The organism is Sulfurimonas sp., assembly GCF_019429335.1.
GTDB lineage: Bacteria > Campylobacterota > Campylobacteria > Campylobacterales > Sulfurimonadaceae > Sulfurimonas.
The window spans coordinates 1-24,885 of sequence record NZ_JAHYJB010000012.1 but is presented as its reverse complement, the minus strand read 5'-3'; the positions used below and the strand labels follow the sequence as shown (position 1 = coordinate 24,885).

The window sequence follows — 24,885 nt, the reverse complement described above, 5'->3', positions numbered from 1 at the left end:
AATGAATAACAAAATAGTTCACCATCTCTCACACACCGATTTAGACGGATATGGCTGCCAGCTTGTCATGAAATATACGCCCTACAAATTAATAAACTATAATGCAAACTATGGTGCAGAGGTTAAACAGACGCTGGAGCTTATTTTACAAAACATAAGCCAAGAGAATAAAAGTGCAACAATTTTAATAACAGACCTTAACTTGACTGCCGATGAGTCAAAATGGATAAACAATGAAGTTTTAAAACTAAACGAAAACAAAAAAGATATTACGTTGTTGCTTCTTGACCACCACGGAACCGGAGAAGAGAGTGCCACAAAATATGAGTGGTACAATTTAGACACTTTAAGATCTGCTACCAAAATTACGTACGACTATGTAAAAGAGCATTTTAAACTAGATGAGCCTCTTTGGATGGAGAAGTTTGTCAATATCGTAAATGCAGTTGATTTATGGAAGATGGAGGAACATGATAATTTCGAGTACGGCAAAGTCTGCATGCGTCTTATCTCAGAAGCAAGGGAACTCAACAAAGTAATGTTTCCAAAAACAGACAACATGTATAAAATTTATCTGCTGCTTGAAGCGACTAAGTATATAGATATGCCTTTTGCGCCCGTTGTTTTAGATGACAATATCCATATGATAAAGAAGAGTTTTTTTAAAAAAGAGCAAAATGATACTATTGACAACCTAAGCACAAAGTTTATAGTCTCTCTGCTTGGTGAAGCAAGGGATGAAAAAACAATCTACTACAAAGGCTACAGAGGCTTTTTAAGCTATGGTGTCGGAAACACCTCTATAATTGGAAACGGCTTCTTGCTTACCTACCCCGAGTATGACTTTATAGTTGACGTAAGCTACAGAGGCACCATAAGCCTTAGAGCAAACAATAAAGTAAGCGTTTCACTAATCTCAAAAGAGTGGGCTGGCGGAGGCGGACATCCAAACGCTGCGGGTGGTCGCATCAACGGATTTAAAGAGCAGTACAGATACGATTTGGTCAAGAAGCAGATAGAGAAGATTATAAATGAAAAAGAGTCTGTCGCAGGCGATTTGGATTATAAAAAAGAAAATTAGTTATTGGCGAAATATCTCTCTATTCCGTCAGCCAATCCTCTTGACATATTTTTTATATACTCATCATCTACGAGACGCAATGCCTCTTTTGGATGGGATATAAACCCTACCTCTACCAACACTGAAGGCATTTGAGCTCCTACTAAAACCCAAAAAGGTCCCTCTCTAACACCACCGTCTCTTACATCTTTATACTTTTTGTTTAGAGAGCCCAACATTCCTCTTTGCAAATCTATTGCGAGTTTATTTGATGCCAAGATGTTGTGGTGATTTAGAAGGTTTAGGTAGCTGTCTTTTCCATACATGTTCATATCGCTCATATCCGCAGAGTTCTCTTGTGCCGCTGCTCTTTTAGCTCTCTCAGAACGAGACGGCGAGAGAAAATAGCACTCTATCCCATGAACATCTTTTGCATTGCCGTTTGCAACTGCATTTGCATGTATGCTTATAAATATATCAGCTTTTTTCTCATTGGCAAACTCCGTTCTCTTTCTGAGCTTTACAAATTTATCACTCTCTCTTGTCATAAAAACTTTATATCCGCGGGATTTGAGAATTTTTGAGAGCTCTTTTGATACATTAAAAACAACAACTTTCTCTCTATATTTCTTATACCCGACTGCTCCTGGGTCATTCCCTCCATGACCTGGGTCTATAACAATCGTTTTGTCTCTGTCTTTTCTTGGCGGTAGAGCTTTCTCTAGAACTTCGGCGGGTTTATATGAGGAGGGAATTAATTTTATCTCCAGCGCTTCGGAGTTTAACATATGGCTTACATCAACACTAGAGCTGTTTTCAATAACCAATCTTAATGTATCAGGAGTGAACTGTGCTAATTTTACATTATTTATGCCGTTTTTATTGATATTTTGCGAGCTTGTAAGCATTGATGTTTTTATATCAAATACATATCTATATTTTTTTTTGGCTTTGTCATGCAGTGTAAAATATTTAATCTGCTTCGAATTTAATTTTTTGTCAAAGATTAAAAGCAGCGTATCCTCTCTCCATTCAACAGATTTTAGTTTATGCAGAGTTCCTACATGTACATTTTCAATCTTCTTTGTTTTTTTCATGGGCTTTGGCTCAGGCTGATTGTAACCGCCTTTTAGAGAGAGAGATTGGAGTTCGCTTGAATATTTTGAAACATCTATACTTAGCTTGTTTCCACTCTTTACAATCCCTTTTAATGCATCTATTTTTAAAAATGTATCATCATTAATTACTGAACGAAGATATAGATTTTTATAGTTATTGTAGGCGCGAAAAGTATCGCTTTGCGTACCGCTTTGCATGTATCTGTCCGCTCTTTTTAACATCTCCGTGTCTGCATACGCCTCTACGGAAATAAATAAAAAGAGCGAGAATAAAAAGAGTTTAATCATCTCTTGGATTATTCACCGTTTACTAATTTTTTCATCAACTCTTTTACTGAGATTATTTTATCAACTCTGTAACCGTTTGTACCAGAGAAGAAGAGTCCCGTCTCGAGATTTCCGTTATAAGCATCACTAAGTCTGTCAGCAATACAATAACCTACCTCTTTTGCCTCTTCACCGCGATTACAAGGGGCAACACAATTAGAGATACATTTAATAGCCGGACCTTCTCTTTTTTCAACCAGTAGCGTTAAATTTGTTTTTATCCCCTGTGCAGGATACCCAACGGGAGAGGAGAATAGCCCAATATCCTCTTTTTTTGCCTCAAGGAGAACTTTTTTAAAGTTTTCATGTGCATCACACTCGTGCGTTGCTATAAAACGCGTCCCCATCTGAACACCTCTGGCACCCAGCAACATTATCTCATCAATATCGCTCTTATCCCAAATGCCGCCTGCCGCGATTACTGGAATATCTCCCCACAAAGCCGCCTCTTCAACAACAGGTCTAACCAAGTTTTCTAACTGATTCTCAGGCATTGAGCACTGCTCATATGTAAAACCTTGATGACCGCCGCTTTTTGGCCCTTCAAGAACTACCGCATCAGGAAGTCTGTTATATCTCTGCTTCCATCTTTTGCAGATAATTTTCAGAGCTTTTGCAGATGATACGATTGGAACGAGCGCAACATCAGGATACCCTTCCGTAAACTCAGGCATATTTGTAGGAAGTCCTGCTCCAGTAATAATAATATCTATACCGCTCTCACATGCGTCTCGCACTACTCTTGGGTAATCGTTTATTGCATAGAGGATATTTGCCGCTAACGGCTTATCGCCGCAGATTTTTCTGGCATTTTTTATAATCGCGTCAAAACCATCTTTTGAGTAGAATCCAAGAGCATCAAGCGGTCTGCCTGCCACAAGTTTTGAAGCATATTTTTTATTTTCATAGTATCCGGTTCCAACTGCGCTTATTACGCCTAAGCCACCCTCTTTTGAAACATTTCCGGCAAGCCGATCCCAACTGACACCGACACCCATTCCACCTTGAACTATAGGTTTCTCTATTATATATTTACCAATTTTTAATGATTTGTAGCTCATTAGCTCACCTTTAGCTTTGCAAATTTTCTTTTTCCGACTTGGAGTATATACTCCCCGCTTCTTAGCTGTAGATGCTCGTTGTCAATCTTTTCTTGATTTATTTTAGCAGCACCTTGCTTAATATCTCTTCTTGCCTGAGAAGTTGAAGGCGCTAAATTGCAATCAACAAGGGCTTTAGTTATAGAAATCTCTCCATCAGAGCTAAACTCCTCTATCTCTGTAGGAATTTGATTGTTTGAGTGTACTCTGTCAAACTCCATTTTTGCCTCATTTGCCAGCACCTCGGAGTGAAATCTCGCAGTAATTTCTAAAGCCAGCTCCTCTTTAACTTTTTTTGGATGCAAAGAACCATCAGCTACGCCATTTTTTAATGCTTCAATTTCGCTAAGAGTTTTTGCGCTTAAGAGTTCATAATATCTCCACATCAGCTCATCGGATATACTCAGCACTTTTCCAAACATGTCGTTTGGCTCATCTGCTACGCCGATATAGTTATTTAGAGATTTGCTCATCTTTTGCACGCCGTCAAGACCTTCTAAGATAGGCATCATTAAAACAGCCTGCTCTTTTCCTGTCTCATACGCTCTTTGAAGATGTCTTCCCATAAGAAGGTTGAATTTCTGGTCAGTTCCGCCTATCTCAATGTCACTTTTGAGATGAACGCTGTCATAGCCCTGAAGAAGCGGATATATAAACTCGCTTATAGAGATTGAAGTACCGCTTTTGTATCTTTTGTCAAAGTCGTCACGCTCTAACATTCTTGCAACGTTAAACGTAGTAGTAAGAGTCAGCATTCCAGAAGCCCCAAGCGGATTTATCCACTCTGAGTTAAATACAACCTCAGTTTTTAACGGGTCTAGAATTTTAAAAACCTGCTCTTTGTAGCTCGCAGCATTCTCTTGAATCTGAAATGCGCTCAAAGTTTTTCTAGTCGCGCTCTTGCCCGTCGGGTCACCGATTTGAGCAGTAAAATCGCCTATTAAAAACTGTATTTTTGCGCCATATTTTTGAAATATAGCCAATTTTTGTAGCAATACAGTGTGTCCTAGATGTAAATCAGGCGCTGTTGGGTCAAAACCCACTTTTACCGTGTATGTCTCTTTATTATCGAAGTATGCTTTTAACAGTTTTTCAATTCTCTCATTGTCTATTATCTCGGCAGCGCCTCTCTTTATCTCTTTTAAAGCTTCTTGTAACATAATTCTATATTTTCCTGTTTAATTTCTATCTATATGCGTCATCCGTACGAATAAGATGTATCACTTTTACTTTTTGCTCGATTTTAACACGAAGTGAGTTAATATCTGCTTCTTTTGACTCAAATCCTATCTCACAATAGCGTGTTGATTCACTTCTGTTTTTTCCCAGCTCAATTAGATTTATATCTATTTTGTACTTTGCCAAAAAAATTAAAAATTCAGCCAGTGTTCCTACTCCGCTGTGAAGAGAGACAATCATGTTGTATTTGTAAATATTTAGCTTCTCCCATCTAAGAAAAACCATAGGTTCTTTTGCATCTAGTTTTTTTGAAGCGCTGCTGCACATCTTATGGTGCACATGAGCCTTCCCTTTTTCCAAAAATGCCATTACTTCGTCGCCGCTTTTTGGATGACAGCAGTAGTCAAACACTACATCATTGATACCTAAGGTGCTAAATATCTCAAGCCCTCTAAAGCTATACTGCTTTAGCTTAAACCTGTGTCTTGAGAGAAAACTTCTAAAACGGCTGTTTTGGCTTATCTCGGCGGTATATTTATAAATTATCTCGCGAAAATGCTCGATATCCGTCGCGATAGTAGCAATTTTTTCGTTATAGTTTTTTTCAAGCCACTCTTCTACCCTTGAGCTGTTTAGTTTCATAGCTGTTGCTACAATATTTATACTCGACTTTGAGTCTATCTCTCTTACTCTGGCATTGCAGATATAGCGCATATTTGTTTTTGCTTTTGAAGTCTTAACGGCGTCAATCCAGCTGCATCTCGTTATACTGTTCTCGTCAAGCTCTATTTTTACGATATCTCCGTTATGAAGCTCACTTATTAGCGATGCTTTTGCTTTGTTGACAAGAGCAGACTTTGCATGATTTCCGACTTGCGTATGGACTGCGTAGGCAAAATCAAGCACAACAGCGCCCCGCGGTAGTGTGAAAACCTCTCCTTTTGGGGAGAAAACAGATATATCTTCGCTGTATAGATCATTTTTAATAAGGTCGTAGAAATCTTCAACAGACTCATTTTGATAGCCCAGATTATGAAGCCAGTCAAGCTTAATATTGTCGTTGCCGCCGCTCTTATATTTCCAGTGTGCAGCAACTCCTAGTTCTGCGGTTTGATGCATATCATACGTTCTGATTTGCACCTCAAATATTGCAGTATTGTAAAAAACTGTAGTATGAATGGTTCTGTATCCGTTATCTTTAGGCACGGCAATATAGTCTTTAAATCTCGATGAGAGCGGCTGAAAATGGAGATGAATTAGCCCTAAAATATTGTAGCACCTTACGGCATCGTTTGTTAAAATCCTAACTGCCAAAAGGTCTAGCACCTCCTCTATGCCTACGCCTTTTCTCTGCATTTTAAGATATATAGAGTATCTGTGCTTTACGCGTGAGAGTATCTCAAAATCATCTTCGCAAAAGCCGTTTTGAACCAAGAGTTTATTTATGGACTCTTTAAACTCATCGAGCTTCATCTCAATGGCGTGATAGTTTGTATCAAAATACCAATCTATCTCTCTTTTCTCTTCTTTAAAAATGTATGAGAAGCTTAAATCTTCTAATATATTTTTCAAAAAAGAGATACCAAGCCTGTGTGCGATTGGTGCGTAAACAACAAGCGTCTCTTCGGCTATCCGCTCCTGTTTGTACACCGATAGTGAATCTAGGGTTAACATATTGTGAAGTCTGTCACACAGTTTTACAACCAAAACTCTTACATCTTTTATACTCGCTAGTAACATTTTACGAAACGAGAGTGCGGATATGACCAATTTTTCATTTGAGCTAGAGGGGATTAGTTCCGCATCCCTGATAGTGTCAATCTTTGTAAGACCCTCCACCAGATGGGCGACATCAGTGCCAAAAAGCGATTTTATATCATCTATATTTACCAGTGTATCCTCTACAACGTCATGAAGAAGTGCGGCTATCGCCATTGACTCATCATTTGTAATTGAGGATACTATGCTAGCAACCAGTATTGGGTGGATTATGTAGGGCTCTCCACTCTTTCTAAACTGCTTTTCATGAGCTTTTTTGGAGTACTCTAGAGCATTTATCAGAGTGTCGCTTGAAGGTATTTGTGAAAAAAGGTACTCAGTAGCAGAGTCAACGCTATCTATATGTTTTATTTTTTGGATATCAACTTGACTCTGGTTCAAAGTGACTACTTCTTGTCGGCAAAGCCTTTTATAACTATAAGGCCCTCAGCAATTTCCATTAAAGCTAAATCAGCAGCTTTTATTTTTTTAGAAATATTTAGTTTGCTTGTCGCACCATTTAACAGCTCATCAGTTCTCTTTGCAACAGCTATTGCTAGCTGGTAACGGTCCATATTTGGGTTATTGTCTAGAATTTTTGCTGTTAGTACTTCTACTTTCATTTCTTTCCTTTTTATTTTGATAAATCCATAAAAGGAACCAACTCCCTTTTACTTCGCTAAAGCCGCCATGGCTACTAAAGTTTGACACTTTCGTGCCAGATAAGTCTCACAAAAGAATTAAATCCTTTTAAAAACTACCTTACTATTGAGCAATTTTGCATATTACCGTTTGCTATAATGTCTAAAAGATTGCCTTTTTTAAACATATCACATATTAAAATAGGAAGTGAATTGTCCTTTGCCAACGCAATTGACGTATCATCCATCACTTTAATATTATCGCTGAGCGCCTGCTCGTAAGACAACTCAGAGAGTTTAATTGCGTCACTAAATTTATTTGGGTCTTTATCATAAACACCGTCAACTTTTGTAGCTTTTATAATAACTTCTGCGCCTATTTCAACTGCTCTAAGCGTTGCTGCCGTATCTGTAGTAAAAAACGGATTTCCGGTTCCGGCTGCAAAGATAACAACACGCCCTTTTTCTAGATGACGAACCGCTCGGCGATTAATATACGGCTCTGCAATCTGCTCCATCTTTATAGCCGTCTGCATACGAACTTGAAGCCCTGCATGTTCGCAAGCCTCTTGCATCGCTATACCGTTTATAACAGTTGCAAGCATTCCCATATAATCACCGGAAGTTCTTTTAATAATTCCGTCCTGAGCCGCAGTTACCCCGCGGATGATGTTACCGCCGCCGATAACTATACCGACTTCGATTTCCGCTTCTACTAAAGATTTAATTTCTTGGGAGATGTAATTTAGAATTTTTGTATCAATTCCATAACCCGCTTCACCTGCAAGAGCTTCGCCTGAAAACTTTACTAATACGCGCTTTTTAGCCATGCATTTCCTTTGTTAAAATTACGCAGATTGTACTTAAAATTGGCTTTTGTTTTGCTTTGTTTTATAAACTATTCTTCTTACTGCTTTTAAAAAAACTATACAGGCAGATTGAATCCTGCATGTATAGTTTTTAATATAATTGACAAGCGTTATATATTTTTATATACTACGCTTTTAACATTTAAGGAAAACCATGCCAAACAGTATTAACGGACGATTATGGATAAATAAATCAGAACATAGCTTCCTTGGACAAGGTCGCATGGAACTTTTAATACACATCCAAAAAGAGGGTTCCATAACAAAAGCGGCTAAATCCATGAAGATGAGCTACAAAGCTGCATGGGATGCGGTAGATGCCATGAATAACCTCTCTGAATTTCCGCTTGTTACGAGTTCTAAAGGTGGCAAAGGCGGCGGCGGAACACATCTAAGTGAATATGCAAAAGAGCTTATAGACACCTACAAAATCCTTCAAGAAGAGCATCAGCAATTTTTAGAAAATCTCTCCAAGCGCGTAAGTGAAAAAAATGGACATATCCATCTTTTAAAGAGTATGGATATCCGTATAAGTGCAAGAAATCAGCTAAAGACAAAAGTTTTAACTATTCAAAGTGGAGCTGTTGAGAGCATACTCTCTCTTGAGCTTAACAACAAAGAGAATATAACGGCAATCATCACAAATGATTCGTTAACTACTCTTGAAATTGATGTAGGCATGGAGCTGTATGTGCTCTTTAAAGCAAACGCTCTGATTTTAAATGATGAATTTTCACCCGATAAAAACGATATGAACAGTTTCATAGGGAAAATTATCCGAATAGAACATGATAGTTTAAATGCAGAGGTTATCATTGAGCTAAAAGGCTCTAACACGGTATGTTCTATTATGCCAACAGAGCTGCTTGAGAAATTAAATCTCAAAAAAGGGATGCAGGTGAGCGCTTTTTGTAAACCAAAAAGCATTATCTTAGGCAGATGGTAAAAAATCATCGCTATGGATTTTTTAATATTACGAAAATTAAAAGTTGGAGGTCAAATGAGAGATGAGAATTAAAAGCCTTGCAGCGGTAACTGCAAGACAAGTGCTTTGGAAGAAGCGATAAAAGTATAACAAATTAAAATTACATTAAAAGAAAAACAGATTGAAAACAAAAATTCGATTAAGCACTGTTATAGCGGCGGCACTACTTGTAACAACCGTAACAAGTGCAAATGACGAAGTTCCTAAACAGGCACTTAAAACAAATTATCAACTGGTCTATAGTCAAAAACCTAAACAAGTTGATAATTTTTCGCAAATGTTTAAAGAGGGGATTTTTTACGGCAGACTTCGCTCAAATACATTTATGTACAAATGGGAAGAAGAAAACAGCAAACAAAAAGATCACTACACAAGCGGTTTGGGCGGTTCATTAGTGTATCAAAGTGCCATCTATAATGACTTCGATTTTAGAGGTGCTCTTTACTATAGTCATGGATTTACAAACTTATCAGAAGCCGACATTAAATTTGCTAAACCAGGGCAAGATGTTCTTAGTAGATTTGATTATAGCAATACGGGAAATCAAAATATGAGTGCTTTAGGGCAGGCTTACATCCGCTATAGCGGTTTAGAAAAAAGTAGCATAACAGTTGGTCGTCAGTTAGTAGAAACTTTTTATACTGCTTCAAACGATACAAAAATGATACCAAACGCTTTTGACGGTATAGTTTTTAACACAACTCTTGTTTCAAAAACTCCGATTAAACTTGCGTATCTAGCAAAAGAAAAACTCCGTGCGCATACAGACACGCACTCAGTTTTGGCATACGGTGATGCAAGCTCTTCTTCATCTTTAAACCCGTCTTGGGATCAAAATGATGATTCGGCAATGCATAAGGGTTTGACATATACAAAATTAAAAGCTGTCGGGAAAGAAGATGCCCCTTTAATAACAGGAGATATTCATAATACATCTATAGAAAATTTAAAACTCGACGCATCATTTTACGCGGTACCTGAGCTTATATCTGAGACAATGGCAGAGGCAAATTACAAAATAAACATGGGTAGCTTTTCTCTCTCGCCGGGTGTTCGCTATATCAAACAGTTTGATAACGGAGCAGGTGACATTGGAGGCGCGGCTTATGATGCAACACCAACCGGATACAAAGACCCAAACTCACTTGATTCGCAAATGATAGCTGCTCGTTTAGTTGCTGCGTATGATGTTTTTAAACTAAATCTCGGGTATTCAAAGGTGTTTGACGAAGCGGATTTAGTAACTCCATGGAGAGGATTTCCAACAGCAGGTTACACTCGTTCTATGGCAAGATACAACTGGGTAGCAAATACAAAAAGTTATCGTGCCGAATTAACTATAAACCCAAATAAAACAGGAGTTTACAAGGATGTGTATATGCAACTCTCTGCTCTTCACACAGACGCCGATGAGGACAAAGGACAGTTTGATGAAAACTTCTATTATGCAGGATTTGTACAAAACTTGCCTATGATGCCAGAGCTACAGTGGCGTTTAAGATTAGGTTACACGGATACTGATAAAGTAGATGCGGATAGTTTAGATGCTCGTTTTGAGCTGAACTACCTATTTTAAGGATTAAAGATGAAAAAAATAGTACTAGGTTTAATGGTTTTAAGTATGAGTCTGTTTGCAGGAACTATCAATGTAGCAGTTGCTGCAAATGTGAGTTATGCTATGGATAAACTTTTAGAGGAGTTTCATAAAACAAATCCCGACACACAAGTAAAGGTAACTTTAGGGAGTAGTGGAAAACTCACTGCTCAAATTAAAAATGGAGCGCCATACCAACTTTTTATGGCGGCAAATATGATGTTTCCGCAAAGCTTATATGAAGAAGGTATTGCGATTACGGTACCGGTTGTGTATGCACAAGGAAGTTTAGCGATGCTGAGCAATAGTCAAAAAGATTTTTCAAAATCAATAAATCTTCTTAAAGATCAAAGTATCCAGAAAATAGCAATAGCAAATCCAAAAACTGCCCCGTACGGCAAAGCAGCTCTTGAAGCTATAAAAAATGCCGGAGTATTAGCTGATGTAGAGAGTAAATTTGTATATGCAGAATCTATCTCCCAAACAGTTTCTTATGCTGTAACAGCTGCGGATATAGGCTTCATTGCAAAATCTTCACTCTATAGCCCTAAAATGACTCAGTACAAAGAGGGTGTGCATTGGGTAGATGTGGATTCTAAGCTTTACACCCCAATTAATCAAGGGATTGTAATCATTAAAAATGCTAAAGACAACAGTGATGCGAAAGCATTTTATGATTTTATGTTAGGTGCTCAAGCGAAAAAAATATTAATTGATTTTGGATATTTAGTTCCATGAGCAGTTTGATTGCAACTGTAACACAAATAGAAGCTTGTGATAGTTTGCATATAGTAAAGTTTGACTGCAACGGTCAAACTTTATCTATGATGAGTTTGGACTTAAATGATGCCATCCAAGTCGGAACAAAAGTGAAGCTTGCCGTTAAACCGTCTCATGTAGCAATTGCCAAAGATTTTAGCGGTGAGGTTAGTTACTCAAATAAATTAGAAACAACCATTGTATCTTGTGAAAACGGGCAACTTTTATCCAATATAAAACTTAAGTTTTTTGACACTGATTTGGAGTCAATTATTACCGTAGATTCATCTAAGCGAATGAATTTAAAAGCAGGAGATAGGGTCACGGCTCTTATAAAAGCAAGTGAAGTTTCAATAAGTGAGATTTGTGATGATTGAGCTGTTTCATAACTTAGAGTTTGAACCATTTTTAATCTCTTTTAAACTAGCCGGTTTAACAACTTTGATACTTTTTATTATTAGTACCCCTTTGGCTTGGTATCTATCTCAAACAAAGTCAAAGATGAAGCCGTTTTGGGAGAGTTTAACAGCACTTCCTCTTGTACTGCCGCCTTCTGTTTTAGGCTTTTATATCCTTGTAGCACTGTCACAAAACTCTCCTGTCGGGGCGTTTTTTGAAGATGTTTTTGGGGTAAAACTTGTTTTTAACTTTACGGGGCTTGTAGTAGCTAGTGCTTTTTACTCTCTTCCGTTTATGGTGCAACCTCTTCAGGGGGGATTTGAATCTATAAATAAAAATATGCTCGAAGCTAGCTATTTAACCGGTAAAAGTAAGTTTGAAACCATAATTAAAGTTGCTCTTCCAAACATGAAACCGGCACTTATGACTGCTATTATAGTTACATTTGCCCACACGGTCGGAGAGTTTGGAGTTGTCTTGATGGTTGGGGGAAGCATTCCGGGTGAGACAAAAGTGGCATCTGTTGCTATTTATGAGATGGTTGAAATAATGGATTATACTTCAGCTCATATTTACAGTGCCATCATGGTGGTTATTAGCTTTTTGGTACTTCTTAGTGTTTATATTTTTAACGGCAACCAGAATAAAATAGGGGTATAAGTGATAAAAATAGACATAAATAAAAAACTCCATGGCGCAGACGGTCAAATGGATTTGAATGTAAACCTAACTGTTGAAGATGGTGACTTTGTCGCACTCGCAGGGCAAAGCGGAAGTGGAAAAACTACACTTTTAAGAATTTTGGCAGGTCTTGAAGATGCTAGCGGAACTATTCAAATGAGTGATGAAGTTTGGCTTGATAAGAAGTTTTGTTTACCCTCACAAAAAAGGAAAATAGGATTTGTATTTCAAGATTATGCACTCTTTAATAACATGAGTGTACTTGATAATTTGCTCTATGTAAACAATGACAAGCGATTGGCAGAGAGTCTATTGGGGATGACGGAGATGGCTGAACTAAAGGCAAGGCTGCCAAACACCTTAAGCGGTGGGCAAAAACAGCGTGTGAGTCTTTGTCGTGCTATGATGAATAAACCAAATCTTTTACTCATGGATGAGCCTTTATCGGCACTTGATCCTACCATGAGAACAAAACTCCAGCAAGAGATATTAACACTCCATAAAGAGTTTAAAACTACAACAATTATGGTAAGCCATGATCCAAGTGAGATATATAGATTGGCGCAAAGAGTGGTTATGTTAAATTTTGGAGAGATTGTAAACGACGGCTCGCCAAAAGATATTTTACTCAAAACTAGTGGGAGTCAAAAATTCTCTTTTGAGGGTGAGTTACTCGATATAGTAAAAGTAGATGTGATAAACATAGCCATAGTTTCAGTCGGTCAACAGTTAGTTGAAGTGGTAATAAGCGATAATGAAGCTAATAGTTTAAAAATAGGTCAAAGTGTAAGTTTAAGCACTAAAGCATTTAGCCCTATAATCAAAGGTTTGTAGTGAAACTCAAATCATTTATAGGCGGAGCTTCTATAGGCTCCCTAGGAGGGCTTATCGGTTTGGGAGGTGCAGAGTTTCGCCTCCCTTTTTTGGTTGGTATTTTAAAAATAGACACTCTCCATGCGGTAATGCTCAATATAATCATCTCGTTAGTAACAGTATTCTTCGCTTTGATTTTTAGAGGGATAGATGAGAGTATATATTCAAATTTTTATATAGTTGCCAATCTTTTAACAGGAACTCTTATAGGTGCTTACATCGGGGCAAACAAAGCTTCAAGCATTGATAAACAAAAGCTTAACGGTTATATATTTATCTTACTTGTATTTTTAAGTTTTGTACTTTTTAGCCATATGTTTTTTGATTTTAAAAGTGAAGTTTTAATTCCTTCATGGATTGGGATTATTTTAGGTTTTGCTCTTGGTGTGGGCATAGGGATGATAAGTTCTATTTTGGGAGTCGCCGGCGGAGAGCTTCTTATCCCTACTATCGTACTTTTGTATTCTGTAGATATAAAAACAGCAGGAACATTAAGTCTGCTTATATCGTTTCCTACTTTACTTGTGGGTATTTATAAATACAATAAAACAAAGAGACTGCAAGAAGTTTTTGGTTTTAAAGAGATTATCATCTATATGGCAATCGGTTCTATGATCGGTGCTTTTATAGGAGCTTTAGCGTATGGGATAGTAGATGCCCTTTATTTAGAAGCTTTACTTGGAATTATCCTTTTAATCTCCGCATATAAACTTTTTAGTAAAAAAAAGGTTTAGTATATGGATCTGCTATTTGAAGACGGCGGCTATTTTGATTTGACAACTTTTGGGCTGGGAATCGGCGTTAAAGAGGGTTCTATGAGTTTTGCTCCAAAGAGTGAGATAATCCTCAGCGGCTGCGATGAAGTAGAGAAGATTGTAAAAAAGTGTGGTTTAAAATATAGATTTTTGAAAAAAAACGGCGATATGACTGCTCCAAAAGAGACTATTTTGGAGTGCAGCGGAAATGCAAAATCGCTTCATCATGCTTGGAAAATATCTCAAAATATCTTTGAGTATATGAGTGGCATCGCCACGTATACAGACAAAATGCTGCAACTTGCAAAAGCCATCAATCCGGATATTGCCATAATAACAACAAGAAAAAATTTCCCAGGTTCAAAAGAGCTCATGTTAAAAGCGGTAATGGACGGCGGTGGAGCACCTCATCGGCTTGGACTCTATGATTCGATTTTAATCTTTGAGCAACATTTGGTATTTCTTAGCGACAAGCAAGAACTAGAGAGAAGTTTTAAAACCCTAAAGAGAAAATTTATAGAAAAAAAGATTACGGCAGAGGTAGACAACCCTCAAGATGCACACTATTTTGCCTCTTTGGGAGTAGATATACTTCAGTGTGAAAAAATGGATTTTAAGATGCTCAAAGAGTGTGTAAAACTAAAAGAGGAGTTTAAGAACATCACTATCTCCGCGACAGGCGGTATAAATCTTGAAAATGTTACGGAGTTTGCAAAAACGGGAGTTGATCTCATAGTTACATCTTCACCATACCATGCAAAACCGCTTGATATTAAAGTAGAAATGGGAAAACTATAAATCTTAAAAGAGTCTACTTATTGCAAAAAAAGTAAACACTGACTTGGTTTCTTCCGTTATCTTTTGCTTTGTATAGCGCTTCATCGGCGTATCTGTATATGTCATTTACGCTATTTACGAACTCGGGCTCTACGACTACCAGTCCCATTGAGATTGTTACATGTTGACTTGCCAGACTATTTTTGTGCTCAATATTCTCATCTTCGACACATTTCCTTATGCTGTTTGCAAAATCAAATGCTTGGGAGTTATCAAGCCCACTGCACAATACTCCAAACTCCTCGCCTCCAAGCCTAAAAGCCAAATCTCCGTCTCTCTTTAGAGAACCATTCAGACAGCTCGCAACTCTCCTCAGAGCCTCATCTCCTGCCAGATGCCCATAGGTATCGTTATACTGTTTGAAAAAATCTATATCCAAAATAATAAAGACAAGCGTCTGCCCGGTTCTTTTTTGAGTTTTTAAGAGGTTGTCAAATATTAGATCAAAATATCTTCTGTTATAGAGAGACGTCAAAGAATCGGTAATTGTAAGTTTTTCTATTTTTTCAACAAACTTTTTATTTTTATTGTAAAAAAGTATATTTACAAAAAGAATAAATAAAATAGATAAAAATTCAGCGATGACAATATGGAGCATGAGTCTATTACTATAATCATACTTTTTTTCTAAGATGTTGTCTAGAAGCTTTGAATTTTCACGATACAGATCTATTATCAACTCAATATTCCTTGTCGCAAGTGAGTTAAGCTCATCGGGCATAAACGGAAGCTTTTCACTGTTTAATAAGTGATTGTTTGTAAGATTAAAAATCCTCTCTTGCGCCTCTAGCATTTTTTCATAAACTATTTTTATCTTTTTATCGTTCATATAGTCGCTGAGCATCTCCATGTTGTATTTAACAAACTCCACTTTCTCTTCTATTTTATTTATCTGAACCCTGATACTTTGTTTTTTTTCTGCGGATAGAAGCTCCTCCTCTGCTGATGAGGCTATTGCTCTTATTTGACCGTTATATTCAATAAGTTCAGGAAGATAACTGACAGCATTTATAACTAAAATATAGGAGTAAGGCTCAGGGTCTAAAATAAGTTTTGACAGATAGGAAATACGATATGAAAACATCATAAAATCAGATATAAGCTTGGACAGATAGTCAAAATTTGCATACTCAAGCGAACTCTTATCTATAGACTCTATATAGTCTAGCAGTTCATATCTTAGAGAAGAGCTATTCTTTATGTAGAAAAGTTTTTGTTTTAGCACTGCCAAATCTTTACTTATGCTCTCTTTTAGAAACTCAATAGCCTCCGCAGAACCGCTGTTTGGATTTGCAATACATGTCAAACCTCTTAGCTTTTGAATGTCAAATACAATATCCGTTATCTTTGTTATTGCATCAAGCCCAACTATCTCATTGTGAACAAAATCCAAATCTTTTTGAATATGAAATAAGGCATATGAGAACATGACAACAATAGCAGCAAGCGGCATTATCGCTAGAAATACAAAATATTTTACACTTTTGTTTTTTTTGCCTAAATCATACATTATGACAATTTCTCTTTCACACAAAATAACAACACTATAAATATTCTACATTAGTGAAACTTAAACAAAGAGCGCACGAGCTCTACTCTATATTTTTAACAGTTATTTTTTATTTTAAAAATATTGTATATTTTTTATCCATATTTTTGCACTATTTGCTCTGCACCAGAGATATAATTGTAGAAAAAGGAGTCAATATGCAAGAGTTTATGGATACATACAAAAACAATATAGACTATATAGAAAATTTTTTACTTGAGACGGTTTTTAATCTTGGAAGCCTGCACGAGCGCGAGAGTAACAACTTTTCAAAACTCTTTAAAGTATTTCCATCGTTAGAACTGACATATGTCTGCGATGAAAAAAGCATGATTTAGATTTCCAAGAACATATACAGAAACAAAACAAGCGATATTCCGATTGGCAGGGATAGAAACTATCTTCTTGAAAAAATCGAGTTTGGCTCCAAAAATATAGCAATCTCTAAAACATATATCAGCAGCGCAACGGGCGAGACATGCGTAACTGTTGCAAAAAAAGAGAATGACAAGGTCTATTTTTTGGATTTTAACGTCTCTGCTCTGCTTCAAAGATTGGGACTTATCGAGATACACAGCGGTTTTAACTTTATAAGCAAAAGCTTCTACTTTATTACCGCAGGCGTAATGATGCTTTTAGCACTCTTTACCATAGGCTACTCAATTTTTGAGTTTGTAAATTCGCTTCTTATAAAAGACAATCTCTCAATAGAGCTGATTTTTAAACCCGTAATTGCCCTTACTCTCGGGCTTGCAATTTTTGACCTCGCTAAAACGGTTTTTGCCCAAGAGGTTGTCTTTAAGAGCTACTCTAAAAACAGCGATGCGGAGTATAAGGTTTTAACAAAGTTTTCTATAACGATTATCATCGCCCTGCTTATAGAGTCTCTTATGGTGGTCTTTAAAATCGCAATTGACGACTACTCGCAGATGCTTCACGCATTTTATCTTATCGGCGGGGTCTCAATCTTAATATTTACGCTCGGGCTCTTTATCTATTTCACAAAAAAAAGCGCTTTAAAAAAGTAACATGTAGAAATAACGCATTACTTATAACGGCGCTTTTATTGCTCTTTTATAAGGGTGGTTTCATTATAATGATATGAATTAATTTCATTTTACATGTAGAGATGAATTCATAAATCATATATGAAAAGTAGGTCTATGAGCTGGCTAAATTTTTTTGATACAAAAGCCGAATTGAAACATCAGTTCGGCAGAGGAATAAACGCAAATCTCTCCGATGATGAAGAGGATCTCTTCAATAAATCCCACGAGGCATTTGAAGCAAAAGATATACTCAGCGCTTATGAGTACTTCTTTAAATCTCTTGAGAACTTCACAAACGGCGTCTCAAATCAAAATATAACATCACAGCGAGACGGCGAGAAGCTAACCTTTGTTATGTATCAGGGGTGCGCCAAAATAAAAGGGACAATAACAAAAGAGAGTCTCTATGCCGAAGCCATCCTTACAAAAAAATCATCCGCAAACGTTGCTCTAAAAAGACTCATCTTAGAGAGAAACTACCAACTGACATACAGCTACTACTTTAGCGATGATGAGTACATAAAACTAAAACTCTCACATGACAACATTACCATGAGCCCGCAAAAGGTCTTTTTTCCGCTTCGTGAGATAGCTCTTAATACAGACTTTGACAAAGAGTATACAAGAAGCGAATTTCCTGATGTTGCCATAGAAGATACCCAGCACACAACACCTCTGAATGAGGAAGAGCTTACCTTAAAATATGAGTTTATGCTCTCATGGATAGAGGAAGCAAGGTCTAAAATATCTACTCTCCCTACAAATGACAATGCCGGTATGCAGTCGTTTATACTTCTTTGTCTCATCTTTAAAATAGACTACATGTTGGTTCCTAAATATTCGATTTTTCAAAAATCAAGCAAGAAGATTCAAGAGTATTTCAGCGATGAAAATCTCACGGTAGAAGCAAAAAACGAAGAGCTTCTTATATACATAGAAGAGCTTAAAGTGATGAATTACGAGGAGTTTAAAAAGAACTTTTATGATGCAAAATATACGTTCAATCCGACCGAGAAAGCATCGCATGAAGAGATAGATGTTTTTATTACCGAATCACTCTCAAAAATAAGATGGTACAAAAACAACAGATACAACCAGATAATTCCGACGATGTATAAATACGTAGCGCTTTATCTGCTCTACAACTACGGCCTGCATCCTGTTACAAAACAGCTTCTGCACACTTTAGTTGAGATACAAAATCCTAGCTTTTTTAAAGCGCTCGGCTACACACAGCTCTACGATTCGCAAAATGAAACTTTTGCAAAAAGAGCGATTGTATCTAGAGTTGAGAGCATTATCTCACCATATCAAAACCGTTTCAAACTGCTAAAACCCTTTGGAGACAAGCTCAACTTTACCTCGCTTAATGAGTTTAGCAACAGCTTTTACCTGCAGCTAAAAAATCTAAATTACGAAGAGATATAGAGATGAACACTCAAATAATACTAGAAACCTATATCGAAAATATCATTCAGATTATGTCGCCGTATGGAAACGGTTCGGGCTTTATAATAGGCGATTTGATTGTTACAAACTCGCATGTAGTTGCAGGACTTAAAGAGGTTGTAATCAGCTCAAAAAAGATAAAAAGAAGCATCGCAAAAGTTGTTTATGACGACGCCTACTATGACCTTGCGTTTATCAGTTTTGATTTTGAGACGCCAAAAAACCCGCTTGCGCTCTCCACAAAAAACATCCAAAACGGAGATACCGTAGTTGCCGTCGGTCACCCTTACGGTCTTAACTACAGCGCAACCGAGGGGATTGTCTCAAAAGCTTCAAGACTTTACGGAGAGCTTGAATATGTGCAGATTGATGCTGCAATAAATCCCGGAAACAGCGGCGGACCGCTTCTAAACACTCAGGGAGAGGTAATAGGCGTCAACACCTTTATCATCCAAGACTCAAACAATCTTGGTTTTGCTCTGCCCTACTTCTACGTAGAGGAGTCTCTAAAGAGCTACAAAAGCTTAAAAACAGAGAATATTATCAAGTGTCAGTCATGCAAGAACCTTATTGACGAGCGGAATATAAAAAATGACTACTGCCCATCATGCGGCATAAAACTTGAAATTGCAAAGCTGCGGAGAAAAGGGTACAACCCGACAGGCAGCACAAAACTTCTCGAAGAGATTTTAGCCTCTCTTGATGTTAACGTAACCTTATCCAGAAGGTCTCAGGCATCATGGAGGGTTGATTACGGCACCGCAAGAATAGAGATAAACTACTACGACAACGGCATTATCATTGGCGATTCAAAACTCTGTATCATCCCACAGGAGAACATATTACAGCTTTATGACTATCTGCTTGATGAGAACAAAAAATTCTCATATCTGCACTTCTCCATAAATGAGAATTTCATATATCTCTCGCACCTTATTGTGGACTCATCTTTGACGCTAAAAGAGGGTAGAATAGCCTTTGAGAGGCTTATAAAGTACTCGGACAACTATGATGATATTTTAATAGAGAAGTTTAATGCTACAAAACAAAAACGTGATGAAGAAGATTAAAAAAGGATTTTATACATGTCAAAATTTTTAAAGTTTAAAGTGGAATTGGAGAGCTTTATAAAAGAGCTAAATAAGAGGGTTGAAAAAAACAACAAAAAAGTCAAAAAGCTTTTAAAGATAAAAGATAAAACTTTTGCAAACTTTTGCAAACCATTAGAGATGATGAATGAGCATCTGGAGCAGTTTTTTACACAGCTCTCACATCTAAACTCGGTAAAAAACAGCACTAAAACCCAAAAAGTATATGCGGACTCTCTGCCCATTATCACAGAGTATTCAACAAAGCTCTCTCAAAATATTGAGATTTACAAAGCCTACAAAGAGATACAAAAGAGCGAAGAAAAAAGTCTAAATCAGGAACAAAAAAGGGTTTTGGAGCTCAATATCCTTAACTTCGAGCTAAGCGGCGCGCATTTGGATGAAAAAACAAAAGAGAGACTTCAAGAGATAAATATAATAAAGAGTGAATTATCAAATAATTTCTCTCAAAATCTTTTAAATGCCACAAATGAGTACAAATATGTTATTACAGATGAGAAAGATGTAGAGGGTATCCCTGCAAGTGATCTCCTAAGTGCAAAATTTAAAGAAGACGGCATTACAAAGTACAAATTTACGCTTCAGATGCCATCATACATAGCCTACATGACCTATGGAAAAAATGAAAAAATCAGAGAGGAGCTCTACCGTGCCTATGTTACAAGAGCGCCTCAAAATGCTGCTATCATTGATGAGCTTCTAGGCCTTAGAGACGAGATGAGCAGGCTTCTTGGATTTGATAATTATGCCTCATATTCGCTTGCGAGCAAAATGGCTAAAGATGAAAAAAGCGTTATAAATTTCTTAGAAAAGCTAATCACAAACTCTAAAGCGCAGGCAGAAAACGAGCTTAAAGAGCTTCAAGAGATTGCAAAAAAACCTCTGCGAAGTTTTGACAGCGCATACTACAGCGAACTGCTTAAACAAGCCAAATATGATATCGACGAAGAGTTATACCGCCCATATTTTGAGCAAAATAGCGTCTTAGAGGGCATGTTTGAGTTTCTCAATAAGCTCTTTGGAATAAGCTTTGAAAAGGCAGAAGAGGAGCTGTGGCATAAAAAAGCCTCTTCATACGATTTGTACTACGAGGGCAAGCTGAAATCGAGACTACATCTTGATTTGGAGGCTAGAAAAGGGAAACAGGGAGGTGCTTGGATGAACAACTTCCAAACGCACTGCAAAGATGAAAAAGGAGATGAAAAACTCTCCTCTGCGGTAATTGTATGTAACTTTCCGCCGTCAAAAGGAAAAAGCCCCTCTCTGCTAAGACACGATGACGTGGTAACGCTATTTCATGAGATGGGACATGCTATCCACCACATGTTAAGTGGCGTAAATGAGAATGAGGTGAGCGGAGTAAACGGCGTAGAGTGGGATGCGGTTGAGTTTCCATCGCAATTTTTGGAAAACTTTGCCTACGAGCCTACCGTTTTAAAACTTTTTGCGTCTCACTATAAAACAAAAGAGATTATCTCCGATGAGATGATAGACAAACTTGTACAAAGCAAAAACTTTTTATCGGCTCTAGGAATGTTAAGACAGCTTGAGTTCTCCATCTTTGACTTTAAACTCCACACAAAACTCTTTCAAGGCGAAGAGATTCAAAGCCTGCTAGATTCTATAAGGAGAGAGACGGCACTTATAAAACCGCCTTCATACAATAAGTTTCAAAACGGCTTTTCACACATATTTTCAGGCGGTTATGCTGCTGGATACTTCAGCTATAAATGGGCCGAAGTACTAAGTGCGGATGCATTTTTAAGTGTGGTTGACGAGGGAATATTCGGCTCAAAAACAGCCAAAAAATATCTACATGTAGTTTTGGAGGGCGGTGGCGCAAAGAGCATGGAGACGCTCTTTAAAGATGTGATGGGGCGAGAGCCAAATCCCGACAATCTTCTTAGATTAAACGGCATTTTATAGTGAAATTTCTGCTTATAACACTGCTATTTTGTGCAACCCTTTTTGGAGATAAAATTTTGAAAATAGCAACATACAACGTTGAAAATCTCTTTGATTTGCAAAAGAGCGGACATGAATATAGTGAGTATGTTCCAAACAGCGCTTCTGAGTGGAATCAAAAAAACTACAAAATCAAGCTAAAAAATATTGCACGGGTTATAAAAGATATAGATGCGGATATCATAGCCCTCCAAGAAGTTGAGTCGCTTCAGGCACTTCTGGATTTACGCTTTGCACTAAAGCAGAGTGGTCTTTACTATGAGTACTACTCAATCGCAGATAAAAAAGAGACAACCGTAAAAGTAGCACTTCTTAGTAAAATCCCTTTTGTATACTCAAAGGAGATAGGCGTAACACCGACACATGAATACAGAAATATATTAGAGACTAAATATAAAATGGACGGCAAAGAATTATATGTTTTCATAAATCACTGGAAATCAAAATCAGGACCTGAGAGCAGAAGAGTATTTTCCGCAAAAGCGCTTATGAGAAGAGTTTCGGAGATTGGGTTTGACAAAAATATAATTTTACTTGGGGATTTTAACTCTGACTATGAAGAGTATATAAAGTTCAAAAGAAAAAGAAAACATAATGATACAGACGGAATAACAGGCATAAATCATATTTTAGGCTCAATAAATCAAAAAGAGAGAGCCGCTGATACAAAATATGCAAAAAACAGCTTCTACAACCTCTGGTATGATACAGACGAAGAGAATAGATATACATACATCTATAAAGATAAAAAAGAGACGCTTGACAGTATTTTGGTCTCTCAATCTCTTTTAAACGCGAAAGATATCGCATATGTTCATGGCAGTATAACCAATTTTAACAAAGAGTATCTATTTAATAAAAAGAAGATGCACAGATGGGAAGTATCTCGTGCAAAAGTGCCAAAACACAAAGGCAAAGGCTACTCCGACCATCTGGCGATTGTGGCAAAATTCAGAGTTAACTGATACACCAATCTATCTCATCTCTGTTGTGAGATTTAAGATAAGAGTTGGTTTGCGAGAATGGTTTTGAGCCGAAAAATCCTCTATATGAAGATAGCGGTGATGGGTGAGGAGCTTTTAAGACCAGATGTTTAGTTTCGTCTATGAGAGACTCTTTTTTTTGAGATGGCGCTCCCCACAATATAAAAACAAGATTTTCGCACTTAAGAGAGAGTTGATGAATTACAAAATCAGTAAATATCTCCCACCCTATATTTTTATGAGAGTTTGGCATTGATTCAACAACGCTTAAAACAGCATTAATAAGAAAAACACCCTGCTCGACCCATTTACTTAAGTTTCCGTTTTTTGCAAATGCACAATCTACATCATCATGAAGCTCTTTAAAAATATTTACCAAAGAGGGAGGAATTTTACACTCATCACAAACTGAAAAAGCTAAGCCGTTTGCCTGATTATGCCCATGATATGGGTCTTGTCCTATTATCACAACTTTTACATCTTGGGGTGTAAGCAGATTAAAAGCTCTGAAAATATTTTCATATTTTGGAAATACTGTTTTTGTCTTATACTCAGATTCAACGTATTGACTGAGTTTTATAAAATAATCTTTTTTTATCTCATCCTCTAAAAAAATTTGCCAGTTTTTGCTTAGTTTCATTAATATCCTAGAAAAGTTATAACGTGATTATATATAAATTTTGGTAGTGTAAAATAATTTCTGTAAATTCCAAATCAGCTATGATAAAAATAAAAGGAATCATAGAGATGGAATTCAAAGGGAAAAAATTAGAGTTAGATTTAGAGGAGTTGATGCCGTTGCTTATGACGAACAAGCAAGAGGCATTTCGTCATATAGGATAGAAGCTTTTAAATTCAGTGCTTGAGAAAGAATTTGAGAGCTTCATAGGTGCTTCTAAGCATGAACGCTCTGATGAGAGAAGTGATTATCGAAACGGTCATAAAGAGAGACAGCTAAAAACTACACTTGGTGAGTTGAACCTGCTTCGTCCTTATGCCAGAAGCGGTAAGTTTGAGACAAAGCTTTTTGAAAATTATTCACGCATCGATAAAGCACTGGTGTCGATGATTGTAGAGAGCTATCTCAAAGGGGTCTCAACCAGAAAAGTTGAATCGGTTATCTCAGAGCTTGGGATTGAACTCTCTCATGCAACAGTGAGTAATCTCTCCCATGAGCTTGATGAACTGATAACAGAATTTCGCACTTCACCTCTTAAAGAGTATTATCCATACCTTTATACGGACTCAGCGTATCTCAAAGTGTTTAATGGTTCAAGGTTTGTTTCGATGGCCGTGATGATTGCCGTTGGTGTTAATGATGACGGATACAGAGAGATTTTAGATATTGATATTATGCATGAAGAATCGTTTGCAACTTATAAAGGTTTCTTTGATACTTTAAAAGAGAGAGGATTGAAAAAAGTTGATTTAATTATCAGTGATGGTCACAAAGGGATTAAAAAAGCTGCAGCCCATAGTTTTGTAGGCTCAAGCTGGCAGCTATGCAGTGTACACTTTAAGCGTAACCTGATGAAAATTGTACCGAAAAAAGAGATAAATGGAGTTTTAGAATATCTAAATGATGTTCTAAAAAGCAAAAATGTCCAAGAAGCACACAATGAAGCTCACGGCATGATAGCGACATACGAAGAGAAACTTCCTCGTTTGGCAAAATATCTAAGCGACAACATCGGTAATGTGATGACATTCTTGGCATTTCCAAAAGCGCATCATAGAAAAATACACTCTACAAACCTAGTAGAGCGTTTCAACAAAGAGATAAAAAGAAGAACCAAAGTCGTAGGTGCTTTTCCAAATCAAGGCTCCGTGCTGCGTCTGTTAGTCC

General features: G+C 37.2%; 25 protein-coding genes. 17 read left to right on the top strand and 8 right to left on the bottom strand.

Annotated elements, in window-relative coordinates:
- Position 1: 1 nt before the first annotated feature.
- A complete protein-coding gene (locus tag K0A91_RS06090; RefSeq protein ID WP_295009015.1) occupies positions 2–1,081 on the top strand; it encodes a phosphoesterase in 1,080 nt (359 codons plus the stop codon).
- Here the strand turns inward: K0A91_RS06090 and K0A91_RS06085 are convergent.
- The 6 genes from K0A91_RS06085 to pyrH all read right to left on the bottom strand — a co-directional run bounded on the left by K0A91_RS06085 (position 1,078) and on the right by pyrH (position 8,013).
- Complete coding sequence (locus tag K0A91_RS06085) at positions 1,078–2,466, bottom strand: N-acetylmuramoyl-L-alanine amidase (RefSeq protein WP_295009013.1); 1,389 nt, start codon at positions 2,464–2,466, stop codon at positions 1,078–1,080. The two genes, K0A91_RS06090 and K0A91_RS06085, sit on opposite strands and share 4 nt — an antisense overlap.
- A gap of 8 nt (positions 2,467–2,474) precedes the next feature.
- Positions 2,475–3,566, bottom strand: coding sequence for a nitronate monooxygenase (locus K0A91_RS06080; protein ID WP_295009011.1), 1,092 nt, complete (start codon positions 3,564–3,566; stop codon positions 2,475–2,477).
- A complete protein-coding gene (tyrS, locus tag K0A91_RS06075; protein ID WP_295009009.1) occupies positions 3,566–4,765 on the bottom strand; it encodes a tyrosine--tRNA ligase in 1,200 nt (399 codons plus the stop codon). Before tyrS ends, K0A91_RS06080 begins: the two co-directional genes overlap by 1 nt.
- Before the next feature lie 25 nt (positions 4,766–4,790).
- Positions 4,791–6,944, bottom strand: a complete 2,154-nt coding sequence (locus tag K0A91_RS06070) for a RelA/SpoT family protein (RefSeq protein WP_295009007.1) — start codon at positions 6,942–6,944, stop codon at positions 4,791–4,793.
- Between the two features lie 5 nt (positions 6,945–6,949).
- On the bottom strand, positions 6,950–7,165 hold the full coding sequence (locus K0A91_RS06065; RefSeq protein WP_295009005.1) for a DNA-directed RNA polymerase subunit omega: 216 nt from the start codon (positions 7,163–7,165) through the stop codon (positions 6,950–6,952).
- 134 nt (positions 7,166–7,299) lie between these two features.
- Positions 7,300–8,013: a UMP kinase gene (pyrH, locus tag K0A91_RS06060; RefSeq protein WP_295009003.1), complete on the bottom strand. Its 714-nt coding sequence runs from the start codon at positions 8,011–8,013 to the stop codon at positions 7,300–7,302.
- Between the two features lie 193 nt (positions 8,014–8,206).
- On the opposite strand from pyrH, the gene K0A91_RS06055 reads away from it, so the two are divergent.
- From K0A91_RS06055 to modD, 8 genes are all read left to right on the top strand, one after another.
- Positions 8,207–8,998: a TOBE domain-containing protein gene (locus K0A91_RS06055; RefSeq protein WP_295009001.1), complete on the top strand. Its 792-nt coding sequence runs from the start codon at positions 8,207–8,209 to the stop codon at positions 8,996–8,998.
- 160 nt (positions 8,999–9,158) lie between these two features.
- Positions 9,159–10,613 carry a hypothetical protein gene (locus tag K0A91_RS06050; RefSeq protein ID WP_295008999.1) on the top strand — a complete coding sequence of 485 codons (1,455 nt, stop codon included), beginning with the start codon at positions 9,159–9,161 and terminating at the stop codon, positions 10,611–10,613.
- A gap of 9 nt (positions 10,614–10,622) precedes the next feature.
- The gene (gene modA / locus K0A91_RS06045) at positions 10,623–11,369 is read left to right on the top strand and encodes a molybdate ABC transporter substrate-binding protein (RefSeq protein ID WP_295008997.1); all 747 of its coding nucleotides are present in this window, start codon (positions 10,623–10,625) and stop codon (positions 11,367–11,369) included.
- The gene (locus tag K0A91_RS06040) at positions 11,366–11,767 is read left to right on the top strand and encodes a TOBE domain-containing protein (protein WP_295008995.1); all 402 of its coding nucleotides are present in this window, start codon (positions 11,366–11,368) and stop codon (positions 11,765–11,767) included. The genes modA and K0A91_RS06040 overlap by 4 nt, the downstream gene beginning before the upstream one ends.
- Positions 11,760–12,449 carry a molybdate ABC transporter permease subunit gene (gene modB, locus K0A91_RS06035; RefSeq protein WP_295009055.1) on the top strand — a complete coding sequence of 230 codons (690 nt, stop codon included), beginning with the start codon at positions 11,760–11,762 and terminating at the stop codon, positions 12,447–12,449. Before K0A91_RS06040 ends, modB begins: the two co-directional genes overlap by 8 nt.
- Positions 12,450–13,304 carry an ATP-binding cassette domain-containing protein gene (locus K0A91_RS06030; RefSeq protein WP_295008993.1) on the top strand — a complete coding sequence of 285 codons (855 nt, stop codon included), beginning with the start codon at positions 12,450–12,452 and terminating at the stop codon, positions 13,302–13,304.
- Positions 13,304–14,077, top strand: coding sequence for a sulfite exporter TauE/SafE family protein (locus K0A91_RS06025; protein ID WP_295008991.1), 774 nt, complete (start codon positions 13,304–13,306; stop codon positions 14,075–14,077). Before K0A91_RS06030 ends, K0A91_RS06025 begins: the two co-directional genes overlap by 1 nt.
- A gap of 3 nt (positions 14,078–14,080) precedes the next feature.
- A complete protein-coding gene (gene modD, locus K0A91_RS06020) occupies positions 14,081–14,896 on the top strand; it encodes a ModD protein (RefSeq protein WP_295008989.1) in 816 nt (271 codons plus the stop codon).
- Positions 14,897–14,909: 13 nt separating this feature from the next.
- Here modD and K0A91_RS06015 read toward each other — a convergent pair whose 3' ends face one another.
- Positions 14,910–16,445, bottom strand: a complete 1,536-nt coding sequence (locus K0A91_RS06015; protein ID WP_295008988.1) for a GGDEF domain-containing protein — start codon at positions 16,443–16,445, stop codon at positions 14,910–14,912.
- 197 nt (positions 16,446–16,642) lie between these two features.
- Here K0A91_RS06015 and K0A91_RS06010 point away from each other — a divergent pair, with 197 nt between their 5' ends.
- The 6 genes from K0A91_RS06010 (at position 16,643) to K0A91_RS05985 (ending at position 23,021) form a co-directional block, all read left to right on the top strand.
- On the top strand, positions 16,643–16,822 hold the full coding sequence (locus tag K0A91_RS06010; RefSeq protein ID WP_295008986.1) for a hypothetical protein: 180 nt from the start codon (positions 16,643–16,645) through the stop codon (positions 16,820–16,822).
- 183 nt (positions 16,823–17,005) lie between these two features.
- Complete coding sequence (locus tag K0A91_RS06005) at positions 17,006–17,512, top strand: hypothetical protein (RefSeq protein ID WP_295008984.1); 507 nt, start codon at positions 17,006–17,008, stop codon at positions 17,510–17,512.
- Between the two features lie 135 nt (positions 17,513–17,647).
- Positions 17,648–18,961, top strand: coding sequence for a hypothetical protein (locus K0A91_RS06000; protein ID WP_295008981.1), 1,314 nt, complete (start codon positions 17,648–17,650; stop codon positions 18,959–18,961).
- A gap of 2 nt (positions 18,962–18,963) precedes the next feature.
- Positions 18,964–20,052 (top strand): trypsin-like peptidase domain-containing protein, encoded by a 1,089-nt coding sequence (locus K0A91_RS05995; protein ID WP_295008979.1) that lies wholly within the window; start codon positions 18,964–18,966, stop codon positions 20,050–20,052.
- A 15-nt stretch (positions 20,053–20,067) separates the two neighbouring features.
- Entirely contained in the window at positions 20,068–22,017 is a 1,950-nt protein-coding gene (locus K0A91_RS05990) for a M3 family metallopeptidase (RefSeq protein WP_295008977.1), read from the top strand.
- Positions 22,018–22,073: 56 nt separating this feature from the next.
- Positions 22,074–23,021 carry an endonuclease/exonuclease/phosphatase family protein gene (locus tag K0A91_RS05985; RefSeq protein WP_295008975.1) on the top strand — a complete coding sequence of 316 codons (948 nt, stop codon included), beginning with the start codon at positions 22,074–22,076 and terminating at the stop codon, positions 23,019–23,021.
- Here K0A91_RS05985 and K0A91_RS05980 read toward each other — a convergent pair.
- Positions 23,014–23,679, bottom strand: coding sequence for a uracil-DNA glycosylase (locus tag K0A91_RS05980; protein ID WP_295008974.1), 666 nt, complete (start codon positions 23,677–23,679; stop codon positions 23,014–23,016). The two genes, K0A91_RS05985 and K0A91_RS05980, sit on opposite strands and share 8 nt — an antisense overlap.
- A gap of 80 nt (positions 23,680–23,759) precedes the next feature.
- Between K0A91_RS05980 and K0A91_RS05975 the strand changes: the two genes are divergently transcribed.
- Together K0A91_RS05975 and K0A91_RS05970 are read left to right on the top strand one after the other, a co-directional pair.
- Positions 23,760–23,882 (top strand): hypothetical protein, encoded by a 123-nt coding sequence (locus tag K0A91_RS05975; protein ID WP_295008972.1) that lies wholly within the window; start codon positions 23,760–23,762, stop codon positions 23,880–23,882.
- Positions 23,883–23,897: 15 nt separating this feature from the next.
- Positions 23,898–24,885, top strand: a 988-nt coding sequence (locus K0A91_RS05970) for an IS256 family transposase (RefSeq protein WP_295008970.1), incomplete at its 3' end; no start/stop codon positions are given.